The organism is Myxococcales bacterium (genome assembly GCA_016712525.1).
Classification (GTDB): Bacteria; Myxococcota_A; Polyangia; order Polyangiales; family Polyangiaceae; genus JAAFHV01.
Genome location: JADJQX010000008.1, coordinates 134,584 through 151,461, shown reverse-complemented (window position 1 = coordinate 151,461; position 16,878 = coordinate 134,584). Strand labels below are relative to the sequence as shown.

Below are 16,878 nucleotides of genomic sequence, written 5' to 3'. Positions count from 1 at the left end.
CCCTCTTGCCGCCCGAGATCCCATGAGCCGAATTGGTCTTCTCCCGCGCCGCCGCGCGGCCCTCTCCGTCGCCCTCACGCTCGCGGGGGTGGGCCTCACCTCGGTGGCGAACGCGCAGCCCGGCCCGTCGGCGCCTCCTCCCGCCCCGCCCGCCGCGTCCGCGAGCGCCCCCTCCGCGCCGCAAAATCCGCCGGCCGCGGCCGCCGACAAGGCCCCCGCGCCCACGCCTGCCGACAAGGCCCCTTCGTCCGTGCCGCCGGTGCCCCCCGCGAGCGCCTCGGGGCAGGACGCCCTCGCCGCACGCGAAGGCACCCTCACCGCCGAGCTCGTGGGTCGGCGCGCCGCCGAGACGAGCTACACAGCGAAGGCCGCCGAAGAGACCGTGCGCGCCGCCGGCGCCAAGGTCGACCAAGCGTGGGCCGCATTTTTGCCGAGGCTGACCGGCAAGTTCTCGTACACGCGCCTCTCGGACTTCACGCCCCCCAACTTCGGCGGCTTCACGATCCCGCTCGTCTTGAACCAGTGGTCGCTCGAGGCGCAGCTCGTCGTCCCCATTTCGGACTATTTTTTGCGCATCAACCAGGCGTACTCGGCCGCCACGAAGAGCCAAGAGGCCGCGCGGCTCGACGTCGTCTCGGCGCGGGCCAAGTCGTCGAGCGACGGGAAGGTCGCGTACTACAACTGGATGCGCGCGCGGGGCGCGTCGGTCGTCGCGAAGCAGGCCCTCGAGGCGGCGCGCACCCACCTCCAAGACGCGAAGAACCTCTTCACGGTCGGCTCGGCCTCCAAGGCCGACGTGCTCCGCGCCGAGACGGCCGTGGCCGGCGCCGAGCTCGCGGTCGAGCGCACGAAGAACCTCGCCGAGCTCACCGAGAAGCAGGTCGCCGTGGCCATCCACGCGAAGGAGGGCGAGGTGCTCACTCCGGGCGAAGGGGTCGACGCCGAGCCGCCGCCGTTCGTGGGCGCGCTCCCGCAGCTCGTGTCCGAGGCCAAGACGAACCGGTACGAGGTGAAGAGCATCGACGCCAACGCCGAGGCCGCGAAGAAGCAGATCGCGGTGGTCCGCGGCGGCGCCTACCCGAGCCTCGGGGCGTTCGCGCAGGCCGTGTACGCCGACCCGAACCAGCGCAGGTTCCCGCAGGTCGACGCCAACGGGAAGACCGAGTGGTTCGGCACCTGGGCGCTCGGCGCGCAGCTCACGTGGACGCCGAACGACACGGTCACGTCGCTCGCTGGCGCGCGCGAGATCGAGGCGAAGATCGCGAGCGCCGAGCAGCAGAAGAGCGTCGTCCGAGACGGCGTCGAGCTCGAGGTCACGCAGTCGTTCCAGGCCGTGAAGGAGGCCGATTTCGCCCTCGCTTCGAGCAAACAGCAGGTCGCGAGCGCCGAAGAGGCGTACCGCGTGGCACGCGAGCTCTTCGTGAACGGCCGCGCCACGTCGACCACCCTGACCGACGCCGAGACCGAGCTCACGCGCGCCCGCCTCGAGCTCGTGAACGCGAAGATCGACACCCGCACCGCGCGTGTGCGCCTCGAGCACGCGCTCGGCCGCGACACCCGCCCCGCCGATCGCTGACCGTGCGGTCGCGGAGGCCCTTCGAGCCGCTCCCGTTCGCGGAGGTGCCCTCCCTCCCGAGGCTCCCTCACGCCTTTTTCTCCCCGGAGACGCGCACGGAGGAGGTCCATGTGCACACGCCCGCGATGGGCCGTGCCACGCTCTCCGTGAAGCGCTACGGCGCAGGCCCGAAGCTCTTCTTGGTGCACGGGCTCATGACGTCGAGCTACTCGTTCCGGTACCTCTTCGAGCGGCTCGGCGGCGCGTACGAGCTCTTGGTCCCCGACCTCCCGGGGGCCGGCCGGAGCGAGCCGCTCGACCCCGACGTGCCCCTCGCGCCCGAGCACCTCGCCGACGTGCTCGCCGCCGCCATGCGCGCGCTCGGCGCCGAGGGGGCGCCCGTGCTCGGCAACTCCATGGGCGGCTATCTCGCGATGTGGATGGCGCTCCGTCACCCCGAGGTCGCGGGCCGGGTGCTCGACCTGCACTCTCCGGGGGTCGTCACCCCGCGCATGGTGGCGTTGGATGGGGCGTTTCGGCTGCCTTTTTCGCCGGCCGCGCTCGACGTGCTCGTGTCGCGGAACCCGCGCGAGTGGGTCTTCCGGAACGTCCACTACTACGACGAGACCTTGAAATCGCGCGAAGAGATCGAGGAGTACGCGCGGCCGCTCGGCACGAAGGAGGGGCGTCGCGCCTTCGCCCGGTACCTCGGCGACACCCTCTCGGTGCGGGGCATGCGCGCGTTCGCGGCCGAGCTCTCGCGGCGCACGTTCCCCGTGCCGCTCGCGCTCGTCTATGCACGGAGGGACCCGATGGTGCCCCCCGCCGTCGGCCCGCGCCTCCACGCCATGGCCAAGGGCTCGACGCTCCACTGGCTCGAACAGGGATCCCACTTCGCCCACGTCGACGCGCCCGAGACCTTCCTCGAGGTCGCGAGGCCCTTCCTCGCGGGCCGCTGAGGCGAGAGCGCGGTCGAGCTCTCGAACGGCCGAAGCGGCGCGCGCCCGCGGAATGTTCGGGTGACCGACGGGTCAACGTGGCCCGTTCGTGTGCTCTACGCGGCGCCGAAGAAGCTTCCCCGAGCGTACGCGCCGTTTGGTACGCTCGTTCGTCACGGGAATGAAAAAAGCCAAGGTCGTCGGCATCGCGTTCGTGCTCGTCGTGGTCGCATCCGGGGCCGCGTACTTCGCCACCCGTCCCAAGATCCCACCCGTCCCCGTGGCCGAGGGTGGCCCGCGCCCGCCCGGCGTCTCGCCGACGACGTCCGGGAAAATGCGTGTACTGTGCACCGAGCCCGGGACGCCCATCAGCCCGCGCATCTACGGCATCGCCTTCGCCGACGCCCCCAAGGAGCTCGGCGCCACGCAGCACAGGTGGGGCGGCAACACGACGACGCGCTACAACCCGGAGCTCGGGAACGCGTGGAACACGGCCTCGGACTGGTTCTTCCAGAACGTGAAGATCGACAGCACCGAGACCTTCCTCGACAAGGCGGAGAAGTCGGGCGGGAGCGCGGCCGTCACGGTGCCCATGCTCGGCTGGGTCGCGAAGGACACGACCTCGTACTCGTTCCCCGTGGCCGAGTACGGGAACCAAGCCAAGGTCGACCCCGAGGACGAAAAGAAGGACAAGGGCAACGGCCAGACCTCGAGCGGCGTCGAGCTCTCGGCCGACCCGGCCCGCGCGAACGTGAAGAGCACCCCCGAGATGGTGGGTGCGTGGGTGAAGCGGCTGCTCGAGGCTGACAAAAAGGCCGGAAAGCGCCGCGTGAAGCAGTGGCTCCTCGACAACGAGCCGGCCCTCTGGAACAGCACCCACAGGGACGTGCACCCCTGGCCCGTCACCTACGACGAGCTCCTCGAGAAGAGCCTCGCCTACGCGAAGGCCGTTCGCGAGGCCGACCCGGAGGGCGAGATCGCGGGCCCCTCGGCGTGGGGCTGGCCCGAGTATTTCTACTCCGCGAAGGACGCAAAAGAGGGCTTCTTCTGGGCCCCCGATCGCAAGGCCCACGGCGGCGAGCCGCTGCTCGCGTGGTACCTCCGCAAGATGCGCGAGGCCGGCGAGAAGGACAAAAAGCGCTACCTCGACGTGCTCGACGTTCACTTCTACCCGCAAGGCGAGAACATCCAGAACCGCGACATGTCCGGCGGCGAGGACCCGTTCACCGTGCAGAAGCGCTTCCGCGCGACGCGCGCCCTCTGGGACAAGAGCTACGTCGACGAGTCGTACATCAAGGATCGCATCTACCTCATCCCTCGCATGAAGGAGATCATCGCCGAGGCCTACCCCGGCACGAAGCTCCAGGTGGGGGAGTGGAACTTCGGCGCCGAGGGCCACGTCTCGTCGGCGCTGGCGATCGCCGAGACGTTCGGGCGCTTCGCCGAGTTCGGCGTCGACTCGGCGTTCTACTGGCAAGCGCCCAAGAAAGAGCAGCCCGCGTTCCAGGGTTTTTTGGCGTACCGAAACTACGACGGCAAGGGCGCGCGCTTCTTGGACGAGCTCGTGAAGAGCGAGTCGTTCCACGGGACGAGCCTCTTCGTCTCGCGCGATCCGAAGACGAAGGCCATGGTCGCCATCGTGCTCAACTTCGAGGCCGACAAAGAGATCGACGCGACCCTCGAGTGGAGCGGCTGCGGCGGCGCGGCGATCAAGCGCAAGTTCGTCTACGCGGGCAAGGGCGGCTTCACCGAAGAGAAAGCGACGGGCGACGCGACCGCGCTCAAGCTCCCGCCCTATTCGATCACGGTGCTCGAGCTCGGGGGGTCGTAAACCCCTTTTGGATCAAGGGGTTGGGGTGACCTTCCACACGTCCGCGATCCAGGTCGACGAGCCATCGGGCTCGGCCCGCATCGCGTTCCCCGCGCCCACGTAGAGCGAGCCTCCGTGCACCCACGTGGTGGCCGCGTGGCGTGGGACGAAGTCGGGTGGGGGAGAGGCGTCGTACCAGTCGGTGCCGTTGCTCGTGTACCAGGCGTCGCCGAGGTTGTCGGCGATGCGCCCTTGGCCGAGCTCCCCGCCGTCGTACCCGCAGAGCACCCACACCCGGTCGTCGAGCTCCTTCACGTTGTGCCAAATGCGAGGCGCGAACGGAGCCTCGCTGGGGCTCTTCTCCCACGCCGCGCCGTCCGGGGACGTCCACACGTCGTTGAAGTAGCTGCGCGAGGGGCGCCCCGCGGTCGGATCGTCGTAGAGGCCGCCTCCGACGACCCACATCCGACCGCCGTGCTCCACCACCTCCGACACGAGCGCGCGAGGTGAGAAGATCGCGCCCGCGGTGGGGACTTGCGCGAAGCTCGCGCCGTCGGTCGAGCGCCAGACGTCGTCGAAGGCCTTCGCCGCGCCTCCGACGCTCGCGTTCACGAACTGCTCGATGCGCTGCCCGCCCATGACGAAGAGCGCACCTTGGAAGACGCCCGTGAGGGCCAGCGTGCGCTTCCCGAAGCTCGTCTCCTCGCGAGGGCGCACCGTGTCGTCGTAGAGGGTCTGACCGAAGGTCGCGCTCAAGGGATCCGTGTCGACCGACGTGTAGGGAAGCTTCGGTTGGTAGGCGTCGGTGCGCGTCCAGGCTTTGCCATCCGCGCTGCTCCACACGTCGGTCTGGTAGTAACCTTGGATCGGGTCACCGCCCACGATCCACATGCGGCCGCCGAACGTGTGGTACCCGGCAAAGTGGCGCCCCTCCCAGTCGTTCGCGTGGTCGAAGGTGGATGGCGAGACGAACGTGTTGGGCTTCTCGAGCGTCCAGCTCGCGCCGTCGGCGCTGCTCCACACGTCGTTTCCCGTCGAGAGCGGGAAGCGGTTCGAGTTCCACCCGCCGATGAGCCACATCTTCCCGGCGTGCACGACGCCGCCCGCGCCGTCCCGAGGGCCGAAGGGAGCGTTCTCGGCGACGCGGGTCCAGGTGTAGCTCTTTCGCTTCGACGGAGTGAGCGTCACGTCGGGGCCCTGGTCTCGTCGCACGACGATCTCGTTGCCGCGACCGTCGAAGGTGCGAAACACGATCGACACGCGTGTCACGGGAGGGCCCTCGGACGGCACCTTGTAACGGAAGTACCGCTCCTCCATGGGCGCGTACCCGACGGTCGTCCACGTGGCGCCACCGTCGCGGCTCTCGTCGATGCGCACCGACTCGTTCAGGCCGGTCGTGTCGGTAGGGACGGTCCACCTCACCGGATGGATGCTCTCCCTCGCCCACGGCACCGGAGGCACGGGGACGATGGGCCCGCCGCTCGCCGATGCCGAAGGTGAAGCGGCGGCTTCGGCGGACGGTTTCGCCGTGGTCCGCGGCGCTTCGGCCGGGCCCTCGGGCGAGGTGGGACCGGGGTCGTCCCAGGTCGAGCACGACGCGGTCAGAGCAAAGGCCGCGAACCCGAGGACCTTCGCCGAGCGATGGGGCATGACTTCATCGGGTGCCCGAGACCGCCCGGCCGATCAACGGAATCCGTCATGGCGAACGAATGTTCAGACAGCTCATCCAGGGGACTTTCGGGCGCCGCCTTGCTCTTTCGGCGAAACCGAGCTAACTCTTCCCTCGTTGACGCAGCTCGGCATGAGGTTTTCTCATGAATTCCGGGTCTTTGCGTCACGTCGTTTCCGGCTTCGACGCGGCGCGGAGAGAGCGACCTGGCACTTTTGCCTCACGGCCCCGCCGCGTGAAAAAGCACTACGACATGACGTTTCGTCCTCGCCGGCGCCCCCAAGGTGGCTCGCCGCGAACCTCGGCCCCCGCGCAACGCGCCCACCTGCCGAACCTCCCCAAGCTGCCCGAGCGCCCCGTGCTCCCGAGGCTCGCGCCGGCCACGGCCGACGAGCTCGCCGTCGTCGCGGCCTCGCCCTTCAGCGCCCTCGGGCTCTCCGTCGACCTCGTGCGGGCCTTGCTCGCCGAGGGCTACACGCAGCCCACGCCCATCCAAGAGGCCGTCGTGCGGCCCGCGCTCGAGGGACGCGACCTCCTCGCGTGCGCGCAGACCGGCACCGGGAAGACGGCCGCGTTCGTCCTCCCGCTCCTCCAGAAACATGCCGCGCTCCCCAAGACCGGCAAGGTCCGCGTGCTCGTCCTGACGCCCACGCGCGAGCTCGCGGCGCAGATCGGCGAGCGCATCGAGGCCTACGGTCGGAACCTCGGCCTCCGCCACGTGGTCATCTACGGCGGCGTGAGCCAGCTCCGGCAAGAGGTCGCGCTCGCGGAGCAGCCCGACATCCTCGTCGCCACCCCCGGGCGGCTCCTCGACCTCGTCGCGCAGGGCAAGCTCACGCTCTCCGGCGTGAACGACTACGTGCTCGACGAGGCCGATCGCATGCTCGACATGGGCTTCGTGCACGACGTCCGCCGCGTGAACTCCCTCCTCCCGAAGGAGCGCCGCACGCTCTTCTTCTCGGCGACGTTCCCGGGCGCCATCGAGGACCTCGCGCGCACCATGTTGCGGGATCCGTTCCGTGTCTCGATCGCCCCGAAGGTCACCACGGCCGAGGGCGTCGATCAGCAGGTCGTCTTCGTGCACCGGGACGACAAACGTGTGCTCCTCGAGCGCCTCCTCGGCGCGTCCGACGTGTCCCGCGCGATCGTGTTCACGCGCACGAAGCACGGCGCCAACAGGCTCTCCGAGCAGCTCGACAAGGCCGGCATCGGCGCCATGGCGATCCACGGAAACAAGTCCCAGGGCGCTCGCGAGCGCGCCCTCGAGGGCTTCCGTGCCGGCACGACCCGCGTGCTCGTCGCGACCGACCTCGCCGCCCGCGGCATCGACGTCGACGGCGTCTCGCACGTCATCAACTTCGACCTCCCCAACGTGCCCGAGAGCTACGTGCACCGCATCGGCCGGACCGGCCGCGCGGGCGCCACGGGCCGCGCCATCTCGTTCTGCGACGGCGAAGAGCGCCCGCTGCTCGCCGACATCGAGAAGCTCATCAAGCGCCGCATCTCGGAGCTCCGCGTCGAGCTCCCGGCGCGCACGGCCTCGGCCGAGCCCCCTCGTCCTCCGCGCCAAGAGTCGCGGGGCGGCGGCTCGGGTGGCCGTGGCGGCGGCGGTGGCGGCTTCGGTGGCCGCGGGCCGGGCGGCGGTCAAGGTGGCGGCGGCGGTCGGCCTCGCCAGGGTGGCGGTGGCCCGTCGGGGCCGCGCGTCGGACCTCCTCGCGGAAGGTAGGCTCGGGTGGGGGAGAAGCTCGAGCTCGCGATCGCGATCCTGAACGGCGCGGTGGGGGACTATCTCGCGAAGACCGAAAACGGTCTCCGCACCGAGATGTCCCTCGTGCGCGGGGGCGCGATCGTGCCCGTCGATCGGGCGTCGCTCGCCGCGGCCGTCGAGGCCCCGAGCGCGCACGTGGTCGTGTTCCTGCACGGCCTCATGTGCACCGAGACGATCTGGAATTACCCTGGAACATCCAGCGGTTATCCCGAGCTGCTCGAACGTGACCGGGCGGTCACCTCGCTCACCGTGCGGTACAACACGGGCCTCTCGATCCCCGAGAACGGCGCGCTCTTCGACGGCCTCCTCCGTGGCCTCGTCGAGGCCTACCCCGTGCCCATCACGACGATCACGATCGTGGGCTACAGCATGGGGGGCCTCGTCGCGCGCGCGGCATTTCATACCGCCGCGAGCGCCGGAGAGAGCCCTTGGCTCCCTCGGATCGTGCGCGCCATCTACGTGGGCACGCCGCATCGTGGCGCGCCGCTCGAGCGTGTGGGGCGCGCCGTGACGAAGCTCCTCGAGGCCATCCCGGATCCCGTCACGCGCCTCGTGGGCGAGCTCGCCGAGCTGCGCAGCGCCGGCGTGAAGGATCTCGGCGACGCCGATCTACGCGCCGAGGACCGCGCGAAGACATCCCTCCGCCTCACGTCGGCCGAGCACCCCGTGCCGCTCCTCGACGGCATGCGGCACCACCTGATCGTGGGCACCCTCACGCGCGATGGCAGCTTCCCCGAGCTCTTCGGCGACGCCATCGTGCCCGTGTCGAGCGCGTCGTTCACCGGCGCGCACGGCCCCATCGCGTCGGTGCGCGTGTGCCATGGGCTCTCCCACACCGACCTGCCGCACCACGGCGACGTCTATGCCGCCCTCCTCGAGGCGTTCGATGCGCCGGAAAGAGAATCGCGATGACCTTGGCTCGCACCCGCCTCCGTGGGCTCCTCACCCTCGTCACCGACGTCGTCCACCACGGCTCACGCGCCGTCGAGAAGGTCCACCGCGAGACCGCCGCGCGCCCGTTCGGCATCCTCGAGGCGCTCCCCGACGTCATCGCCGTGCCCGCGCGCTCGGTCCACCTCGTGCACGACGTCTCCCTCACGGCGACGTACGGATCCATTCGCATCGTCAACGAGGCGGTGCGCGCCACGGCCGACGTCGCGTTCGATCTCGTCGACGCCATGGCCCCGCCGAGCCCCGACGCAAACGCCGCGGAGGGCGCGACGCGCATCCCCGAGGCCGCGCCCGAGACCGGCGAGCCTCCGCGCGACGTGGGCTCCCAGAGCTGACGAAGCTCGCGCGCGCGACGTGCGCCGCCCTCGAAACGACGGAGCCCCACCCCACGGACGCCGCGGGGAAGGGCTCGTCTGCGTTTCCGTGCGAGACGTGACCGCGCGGTCAGCCTCGCGTTCGGCTCGGATTCAGAGCTTCTTCGCCTCGTAGTCGAACGCCGAGGTCGCCGCGTAGCCACGCACGAGCACGCTGACGTTCGCCGGGGCCTTCACCTCGACCGTGCACGTCTCGTTCGAGCCGCTCTTGAAGGGGCGGCAGTCGTAGATGCGGGTCGTCGCTTCCTTGCCCACCTTGACGTACAGGTCCGCGTCGCCGGTGCCGGCGATCGTGAACTCGTAGCGCCCGGGTTGGACGACGCCCGTGTCGAAGCTGCGGGTCACGCCGCGCTTCAGCTCGTCGACGCGCGCCTTCACGCCTTGCCACGTGGCGGGCGGGGGAGCGGCGTTCGGCGTGAACACGTTGTCCTCTTCGCCGGTCACCACGACGACCTGCGAGTCGTCGATGCCCTCGAAGATCTGCTCGTACGTCATGGGCGAGTCGTGCCGCATGAGGCCCTTCACCAGCGTCGACGTGGCGTTCGACATCGAGTGGAAGAACGCCGGGAGCGCGTTCGTCACGAACTCCATGTACTTCGTGCCGGTCGGGTCGTCCGGGTTCACGCGGGCGCGCGTCTGGGCGAGCGAGCCGTCGACGTAGGCGAACGTGTCGCAGCCGTTCATGAACACGATGACGTACTTGCCCGCCTTCCACGTGCCCTTCTGGGCGAGGGCGCGCACGTTCTGTCCGAGGCCCGCGTGGCCGTTGTAAGCGATGACGTCGGCGTTCGTGGAGAGCTGGTTGTAGCGCTCGTTGAACTTCTGATCGGCGGTCCGCACGTTGTCCACGAGGAGCGCGGTGACGTTCACCTTCTTGCCGTCGGGGAGGGTGGCCGAGAAGGTCACGTCGGGGAGCGAGACGCCCGGGTTCTGGGGGACCTCGGCGGGCGTCGAGACGACGTTCGCGCCGAGCGCCGCGCGCATCGTGCGGAGGAAGGTGTTGTACGCGTCGATGCCCGCGTCGCCGGAGGTCTTCCCGTCCTCGTATTTGCCGAAGATCGAGACGACGTTGAGCTCGCCGTCCTCCCAGACCTTGGTGTACTCGGGGTACTTGCCGGTGGAGTTCTCGAGCGAGGGGGTCACCTTGGCGGTGGTCTTGACGATGTCCTCGGCCTTGAGCTGGCAGCCGCTCCGCGCGGGGCGGTAGTAGTACCACATGCTCCCGGCGTCGACGTCGTGCGCGCCGAAGTCGACGCACGCGCGCATGTACGCCTTCGTGAACGCCTCTTGGCCCTCGAAGCTCGCGTCGCGCGGGAGCGACAGCTCGTAGGTCGGGGGGAAGGTCTCTTTTTGGCCCCACGCGACCGGCAGCTTCGCGTGGTAGGTGATCTTGGTCTTGCCGCCGTCGACGGGTGTCTTCTGGACGTTCGAGAGCACGAGGCGGTCGAGGCGGCCCACGGCGTTCGAGCCGTTCAGGTGCCCGATCGTGTAGAGCATCTGGTCGTTGATGAGCGACTCGGGCGAGAACACGTCGGTCGCCACGACCTCGCCGTCGAAGTCGAAGTCGAGCAGGGTGGCCTGGTTGCTCGTGAAGTCGTCCTCCGACTTCGAGGGCTCGTCGCCTTCGTCGGACGCGCCACCACAGGCGAAGAGGACGAGAGCGGGGAGGAGAGCGGCGAGCTTACGGAAGCGCATGGGAAGGACCTCGGTTCGAGCGCGGCCACGCTCGGCCGCGCCACCCCATGTGCAAGCTCGGGGCCAAGGTGGGCCCTTGTCCTACACGGGCGAAACCTCAGAAATACGCTGAGGATTTTGTGGAAGAGCTGGATCCTCGAGGCCTCATCCCGGGCCCCCGGAGGTCCATCGCGCCCGTCACTCTTGCTGTTCGGCCCGCACCGGCGACACGGAGAGCTCGCTGCCTTGGAAGCGGCCGTCGACGACGAAGAGCGAGGTCACGCCGTCGCCGTCGAGGTCGCCGCGAGCCTCGGCGCGGAAGCCCTCGCCCGCGCGGGTGTACGCGTACTGGTAGTACTGCGGGGAGGTCATGGAGAACCCGAGGCACGCGAACCCCGCGTTCTTCGGCGCGTCGGTCAGCCACTCGTCGCCGGAGGACATGTACTTCTTGCCCGTGACCTCGGCGAGGCTACGCGGCACGGGGCGAGAGGCCGAGGCGCAGAGGCGCCGCTTCACGAGGGCCGGGCCTTCGAGCGCGGGGGGCGTCTCGCCGAGCTCCTCCGTCTCGGCGACGCGCTTCGCTTCCATGCCGATGCGCGCGAGGCTCGCGTGCGCCTCGACGGCCTTCGACTGCGCGATGTACCTTCGGACGCCCGAGACCGCGAGCACCCCGAGCACGACGAGCACGAGGAGGAGCCCGCCCACCACGGCGAGCACGATGACCAAGGTGCTCGAGCCGCCGCTCGGCCGCGGAGGCTGCGCGTACGGGACGTGGGGCGGGGGCTGTGCGCCGTAGCTCACCGTGGCGCCGTCGCCACGAGGGACGAGCCGGGGCGCTGCCATCGCGGGACGAGGTACTCGCGGACCACGTCGCCCACGCGGTGGAGGTGGCGCATGTGATCGTTCGGTCCCGCGCCTTTGAAGCCGTGCACGTGCAGATCGCCGTCGTCGACGCGGTAGGTGCGCACGAGGCCGTCCTGGGTGGTGTGGGAGTCGTCGCGTTTGTGCGCGCCCACGGCACCCACGATCGCGAGGGCCGCCTCGGTGGTGCTCGCGTACTCGGGCGGCACGATGCTCGTGTGCGTGACGACGAGCTGCTTTTTGCCCGTGAGGGCCTCGCGCGCGAACCGGACGTACGGATCGATGCCGGAAAGTGAAACGTTCTCGGGACCTTGCGACGTGCCTTTGGACGGGTCTTTGTAGCCCGCCTGGAGCGCGTCGAGCAGGATCACGCTGTCGACTTGGGCGAAGTACTTCGGCACGGAGAGCACGCGGCCGACGGCGCCGAAGCCCGCGCTCCACGCGACGATGCCCACTTTGCGCACGTGGAGCCCCGGGTGCTTGCGCTGCGACGCGAGCGTCGAGACGACCTCGGCGAGCATGCGGCCGAAGCGGCCCGGATCGGCCATCGCCTCTTGGTAGGGGCCCGAGCCGAAGGCGCCGAACGCCGCGCTTACCACGACGGCGTTCGCGTGGCTCTGCTGCCACGAGCGGCCCGCGAGCATGGCGGCGTTGAAGTGCACGATCACGTCGACGCCGCCGTCGTCGCCCCAGAACTCCCCCTTGGGAGCCAAGTACGCGCCGAACGACACGCCGTGCCAGCTCTCGTAGTCGACAGGCGCGGTCGGCGCGGGGGCGAGCATGTCGGCCGGGGTGAGCTCGGGCGCGACCGAACGCTCGCGCGGCATCTCGGCGCGCACGGGGACGAACGCGGGCGGCGCGAGGGAGGGCTCGCCGTGCACCTCGCGACCCACGTGGGTCACCGCGAAGAGCGTGAAGAGACCGGCGGCGAGGCGGCGACGGAGGCCCCCCGAGCGCGCGTGCCCCGTCATGAGAGGCGGATCCCGGGGGCGGGGAAGCCGCCGCAGAGCTCACGGACCTCGCCCGCGACCCGCGCGAGCAGGGCCTCGTCGCCCGGGGCCTTGGCGACCTCGTCCATCCAGGCGGCGAGCTTGTCCATCTCGGAGGTGCCCATGCCGCGCGAGGTGACCGCGGGCGTGCCGAGGCGAATGCCCGACGGATCGAAGGGCTTCCGAGGGTCGAACGGGACCGCGTTGTAGTTGAGGACGATGCCGGCCTTGTCGAGCGCCTTCGACGCGACCTTGCCGGTGGTGCCCTTCGACGTCATGTCGACGAGCATGAGGTGGTTGTCGGTGCCGCCGGTGGTGACGCCGAAGCCGCGCTCGACGAGGCGCCCGGCGAGGTGCTTCGCGTTGGCGACGACGGCCTTCGCGTAGTCGACGAAGGACGGGTCGAGGGCCTCTTTGGCGGCGACGGCGATGCCGGCCGTGGCGGAGTTGTGCGGGCCGCCCTGGAGCCCGGGGAACACGGCCTTGTCGATCGCGTCGGCGTGGGCTTTTTTGCAGAAGATCATGCCGCCGCGCGGGCCGCGGAACGTCTTGTGGGTGGTGGAGGTGACCACGTCGGCGATGCCGATGGGCGAGGGGTGCACGCCCGCGGCCACGAGCCCGGAGATGTGCGCGATGTCGCACGCCAAGATGGCCCCGACCTCGTCGGCGATGGCGCGGAACGCCTGCCAGTCGAGGGTGCGTGGGTACGCCGTGGTGCCCGCCCAGAGGATCTTCGGGCGGTGCTCTTTGGCGAGGGCGCGGACCTCGTCCATGTCGATGCGGTGGTCGTCTTTTTTGACGCCGTAGGGCACGCTCTTGAAGAACTTGCCGGTGATGCTGACCGTGTGGCCGTGGGTGAGGTGCCCGCCGGCGGGGAGGGCGAGGCCCATGATGGTGTCGCCGGGCTTGGCGAACGCGAGGTACACGGCGAGGTTCGCCGGGCTCCCCGAGTAGGGCTGCACGTTCACGTGGATGTCGGACACGTCGCCGTGGGCGGTGCGCCCGAAGAGCTCTTTCAGGCGGGAGATCGCGAGCTCCTCGACCTGGTCGATGACCTCTTGGCCTTCGTAGTAGCGCTTCTTCGCGTACCCCTCGGAGTACTTGTTCGTGAGCACCGAGCCGGTCGCCTCGATGACGGCGCGCGAGGCGTAGTTCTCGCTCGCGATGAGCCGCAGGCTCTCGTGCTCGCGGCGGTTCTCGTCGGCGATGAGCCGAGCCATTTCCGGGTCGCGGGCGGAGAGGGAGGGGTCGCGGTCGCTCATGAGGCGTGCCGTTTTACCCGAGGTCCCCACCCCCCGTCACCCCAAAAAAGGCCAAGTTTTCGGCCCGGGAACGGGCCTCCGACTGCAAAAAAGGAGGGGGTTGGCAACACTTGCAGAATGCATGTGTCTGGTCGAGGCGAGATCCCGACGCCGCCTTCGGCATCTTTACACCCGGCCACGAAAGGGGCAGCATGCAGGGCGCACGTGCACCCCTCGCGCATATCTATGAAAAGGTGGGAGTTTTCGAGCGTAGCTTCGGGTCGTCGGGCGCTTCGCGTTCGAGGGTCGGTCGTGCTCACGCTCGCGGTCGGCCTCGTCGCAGCGTCTCGCGTCGCTCGCGCCGACGAGGCCCCCCCAGGCTCGACCGCGCAGGCCCCGGCAGCTTCGTCGGCGCCGACGGCCCCGTCCGTTCCCCCGTCCACGGCCCCTGCGCAGGCCCCTTCGGCTCCGGTCGCTCCGTCCGCCCCCGAGCCCGTCGCTGCGCCCACGGCCCCTTCGGCACCGACGGCACCCGCCGCGCCGGCCTTGCCGCCCGTGACCCGCGCCGACGTCGCCGTCTCCGCTCCACGCGCCGCCGAGCCCTCGAGCCCACCCGCACCGGCCCCTCCCACGCTCGACCCGAACGACGAGTCGGCGCCCGAGCGGCGTAAGGTTTTTCACCAGTACCGCAAGGGGTTCATGCTCGGGCTCTCGCTCGGCGCGGGCGTCGGCGCAGGGAGCGGCTACCCGAACGACGTGCAGAAGATCGGGAACCCCGATTTTTACTCGCAGACCCCCGCGCTCCTCGGCTCCACGTTCCAGCTCGTCGTCGGTGGCGCCCTGACCGACTACTTGAGCTTCGGTGTCCTCTTCGGGGGAGCTTCGTTCAAGAACAGTGAATGGGAGGCGCGCGCGAGCGGCTTCGGCTTCCGGATCGACGTGTACCCGGCCGTGCTCGCGCTCCCCAAGGTGAAGGCCCTCGCGAACCTCGGCCTCGGGGCCGACCTTGGCGCGGGCATGATCAAGGTCCAGGCGCTCGGCAACTACCCCACGGTCGAGGGCTTCCAGTCGATCCTCGGCGTGAGCGCGTTCTACGAGTTTCGCCTCTTTTCGCTGCTCGGCGGGCACGTGTCGCTCTCGCCCGAGCTCGCGTACCACGCGGCGTACCACACCTCGTCCCAGGTCAATTACCTGTCGGCCGCGGCCCGCCTCGTGTTCTACGGCGGACCGTAGCCGCGCGCCGCGTGGATGCGCGAGGCCGCGCCCGGGGCCTTCACGTCGCGTCCTTCGCGACCCATCGGACGATCGCTCCGAGCGCGGCGAGCACCGAGGCCAAGGCGCACAAGAGGCCGAACACGGGGCTCCCGATCGTGATGACGACGAGGGCGACCGGGAGCGCGAACGGGACCCCGACGACCACGGCCGCGACGAGGAGCGCGCGGTCCAGCGCCGTGCTTCGACCCGAGCGCCGGAGGGAGGCGTCTCGGAGGCCGAGGAGCGTGGCGGCGCCCGCGAGGCTCGCGTGCCACCCCGAGGCGAGCGGGACGAAATCGTCGACGGAGGTCGGCATCGCGGCTCCGAACCGCGCCACGTACGCGCCCACGGCTCCTGCCGCGACCAGCCACACGAGGGCGTGCGCGGGGTGGCGTGGGGTGCGCTCCTCCACCGTTCGTCCGCGCGCTCGTGGAGGAGGCCTCGGTGACGGGGTCGCGTGGCACGAGCGCCTCGGGCGTCGTGGGCGCCGCGAGGCGCGCGCGCTGCGCCTCGAGCGTCGAGATCCGGGCGTCACGCTCGGCGAGCGCGGCCTCGAGCCGCGCGATGGTTCGGTAGGCAGAGTCGAGCGGCTCTCGGTAGGTCAACGATCCTCCCTCGGTTGGCGGGCAACATGTGCAGGCCGCGAAAAAGCGCAAGCGTGAGGGGCCCGGCCGCGTGAAAGAGCGATGTCGTAGGTTTGGATACAACACACTCCTGACGACAGAGCCCTCGCGCTTCGGTACTCTCGGGGCGTGCGCGTGCTTTCGCTCCTCCCCGTCGCTCTGGGCGTCTTGGTCCTCTGCCATTGCTCGGCCGACGCGGGCGCCGACGCCCCCGCGGACGAGCCCTCGAGCGCCGAAGAGGCCCTGCGGTACAACGGCGGCAACACGGGCGCGTTCCTCCGCGAGATGACCCCGGCGGGCTACTCGTGCATTCGTACGAGGCTCACCGTGCCCGACTACACGGGCGACGAGGCCACGCAGGGCACGCCGTGGATCTACTTCGGGTTCGGCGACGAGGCCCGCCTCGACATGGAGGTCGGCCTCGCGTTCCAGAAGGGCAACGGCACGGACGAAAAGCCGCGGCGCTACCTCCCGTACATGCGCCTCGCGCAGACGTTCTATTTCGCCCCCGAGACCGAGCGTGTCCTCCCCACCGAGACGACCGAGCTCGTCGCGAGGCTCGTGGGCGACAAGGTCTATCTGCGCAAGGACGATCGGCCGATCACCCTGAAATCCTCGGCCGGAGAGAGCATCACGTTCCTCCGCGTGCCGGGGCTCGAGGCCTCGCGTACGCACGTTCGCCGTGTCGTCGGGCAGGCGACGCGCGTGATGGACTACCGCGGGACGCGCCTCGGCACGCTCGGCCCCGTCGTCTTCGACGGCACCCGCGTGTGCGACGCGCGCGGCGACGAGGTCCCCTTCACGGGCAGCGTCGCGAGCTACTCCCGCACCGTGAACGGTGTCACCCACGGGACGTCGGTCTGGCCCGCGCGGTACGTGTCGCGAACGCGGTCGGGCGCAGGGGGCGAACGCGAAGAGGTGTGGCTCTTTCGCTGAGCCGCGTGACCGATGGTGACGTTCGTCGTCTTGCTCATGCTCGCCATCGGCGCGGGGTACCTCCTCGTCGGGCTCTTCCGCATCGTCGCCGAGGCGTTCCACGACGGGCTCCTCTGGGGGCTCGCCGTGCTGCTCGTCCCGGGGGGGATCCTCGTGTACGTGCTGCGGCGCTGGGCCATCTGCCAGCGCGGGCTGGAAGTCCCTCGCCACGGGCGGGATCGTCTTCGGCATCACG

Annotated in this window: 14 protein-coding genes; 8 read left to right on the top strand and 6 right to left on the bottom strand. The window is 70.1% G+C overall.

Annotated elements, in window-relative coordinates:
• Positions 1–22: 22 nt before the first annotated feature.
• The 3 genes from IPK71_30130 to IPK71_30120 all read left to right on the top strand — a co-directional run bounded on the left by IPK71_30130 (position 23) and on the right by IPK71_30120 (position 4,324).
• Entirely contained in the window at positions 23–1,576 is a 1,554-nt protein-coding gene (locus tag IPK71_30130; GenBank protein MBK8218007.1) for a TolC family protein, read from the top strand.
• A 110-nt stretch (positions 1,577–1,686) separates the two neighbouring features.
• A complete protein-coding gene (locus IPK71_30125; GenBank protein MBK8218006.1) occupies positions 1,687–2,514 on the top strand; it encodes an alpha/beta hydrolase in 828 nt (275 codons plus the stop codon).
• Between the two features lie 160 nt (positions 2,515–2,674).
• Positions 2,675–4,324, top strand: a complete 1,650-nt coding sequence (locus IPK71_30120; protein MBK8218005.1) for a glycoside hydrolase family 44 protein — start codon at positions 2,675–2,677, stop codon at positions 4,322–4,324.
• Positions 4,325–4,336: 12 nt separating this feature from the next.
• On the opposite strand, the gene IPK71_30115 is transcribed toward IPK71_30120, so the two are convergent.
• A complete protein-coding gene (locus tag IPK71_30115; protein MBK8218004.1) occupies positions 4,337–5,953 on the bottom strand; it encodes a hypothetical protein in 1,617 nt (538 codons plus the stop codon).
• Between the two features lie 272 nt (positions 5,954–6,225).
• Here IPK71_30115 and IPK71_30110 point away from each other — a divergent pair, with 272 nt between their 5' ends.
• Genes IPK71_30110 through IPK71_30100 form a run of 3 tightly spaced genes read left to right on the top strand, consistent with a single transcriptional unit; the run spans position 6,226 to position 9,026 of the window.
• A complete protein-coding gene (locus tag IPK71_30110) occupies positions 6,226–7,698 on the top strand; it encodes a DEAD/DEAH box helicase (GenBank protein ID MBK8218003.1) in 1,473 nt (490 codons plus the stop codon).
• A 6-nt stretch (positions 7,699–7,704) separates the two neighbouring features.
• Positions 7,705–8,652, top strand: coding sequence for an alpha/beta hydrolase (locus IPK71_30105; GenBank protein ID MBK8218002.1), 948 nt, complete (start codon positions 7,705–7,707; stop codon positions 8,650–8,652).
• The gene (locus IPK71_30100) at positions 8,649–9,026 is read left to right on the top strand and encodes a hypothetical protein (GenBank protein ID MBK8218001.1); all 378 of its coding nucleotides are present in this window, start codon (positions 8,649–8,651) and stop codon (positions 9,024–9,026) included. Before IPK71_30105 ends, IPK71_30100 begins: the two co-directional genes overlap by 4 nt.
• 132 nt (positions 9,027–9,158) lie before the next feature.
• On the opposite strand, the gene IPK71_30095 is transcribed toward IPK71_30100, so the two are convergent.
• The 4 genes from IPK71_30095 to IPK71_30080 all read right to left on the bottom strand — a co-directional run bounded on the left by IPK71_30095 (position 9,159) and on the right by IPK71_30080 (position 13,851).
• Positions 9,159–10,760 carry a PPC domain-containing protein gene (locus tag IPK71_30095; GenBank protein MBK8218000.1) on the bottom strand — a complete coding sequence of 534 codons (1,602 nt, stop codon included), beginning with the start codon at positions 10,758–10,760 and terminating at the stop codon, positions 9,159–9,161.
• A 177-nt stretch (positions 10,761–10,937) separates the two neighbouring features.
• Positions 10,938–11,582, bottom strand: coding sequence for a hypothetical protein (locus tag IPK71_30090; GenBank protein MBK8217999.1), 645 nt, complete (start codon positions 11,580–11,582; stop codon positions 10,938–10,940).
• Positions 11,537–12,571 (bottom strand): hypothetical protein, encoded by a 1,035-nt coding sequence (locus IPK71_30085; protein MBK8217998.1) that lies wholly within the window; start codon positions 12,569–12,571, stop codon positions 11,537–11,539. Before IPK71_30085 ends, IPK71_30090 begins: the two co-directional genes overlap by 46 nt.
• On the bottom strand, positions 12,568–13,851 hold the full coding sequence (locus IPK71_30080) for a serine hydroxymethyltransferase (protein ID MBK8217997.1): 1,284 nt from the start codon (positions 13,849–13,851) through the stop codon (positions 12,568–12,570). Before IPK71_30080 ends, IPK71_30085 begins: the two co-directional genes overlap by 4 nt.
• A gap of 291 nt (positions 13,852–14,142) precedes the next feature.
• Between IPK71_30080 and IPK71_30075 the strand changes: the two genes are divergently transcribed.
• Positions 14,143–15,063 carry a hypothetical protein gene (locus tag IPK71_30075; GenBank protein MBK8217996.1) on the top strand — a complete coding sequence of 307 codons (921 nt, stop codon included), beginning with the start codon at positions 14,143–14,145 and terminating at the stop codon, positions 15,061–15,063.
• A 40-nt stretch (positions 15,064–15,103) separates the two neighbouring features.
• Here the strand turns inward: IPK71_30075 and IPK71_30070 are convergent, their stop codons facing one another.
• Positions 15,104–15,496 carry a hypothetical protein gene (locus IPK71_30070; protein ID MBK8217995.1) on the bottom strand — a complete coding sequence of 131 codons (393 nt, stop codon included), beginning with the start codon at positions 15,494–15,496 and terminating at the stop codon, positions 15,104–15,106.
• 340 nt (positions 15,497–15,836) lie between these two features.
• Here IPK71_30070 and IPK71_30065 point away from each other — a divergent pair, with 340 nt between their 5' ends.
• Complete coding sequence (locus IPK71_30065; GenBank protein ID MBK8217994.1) at positions 15,837–16,643, top strand: hypothetical protein; 807 nt, start codon at positions 15,837–15,839, stop codon at positions 16,641–16,643.
• Positions 16,644–16,878 lie beyond the last annotated feature (235 nt).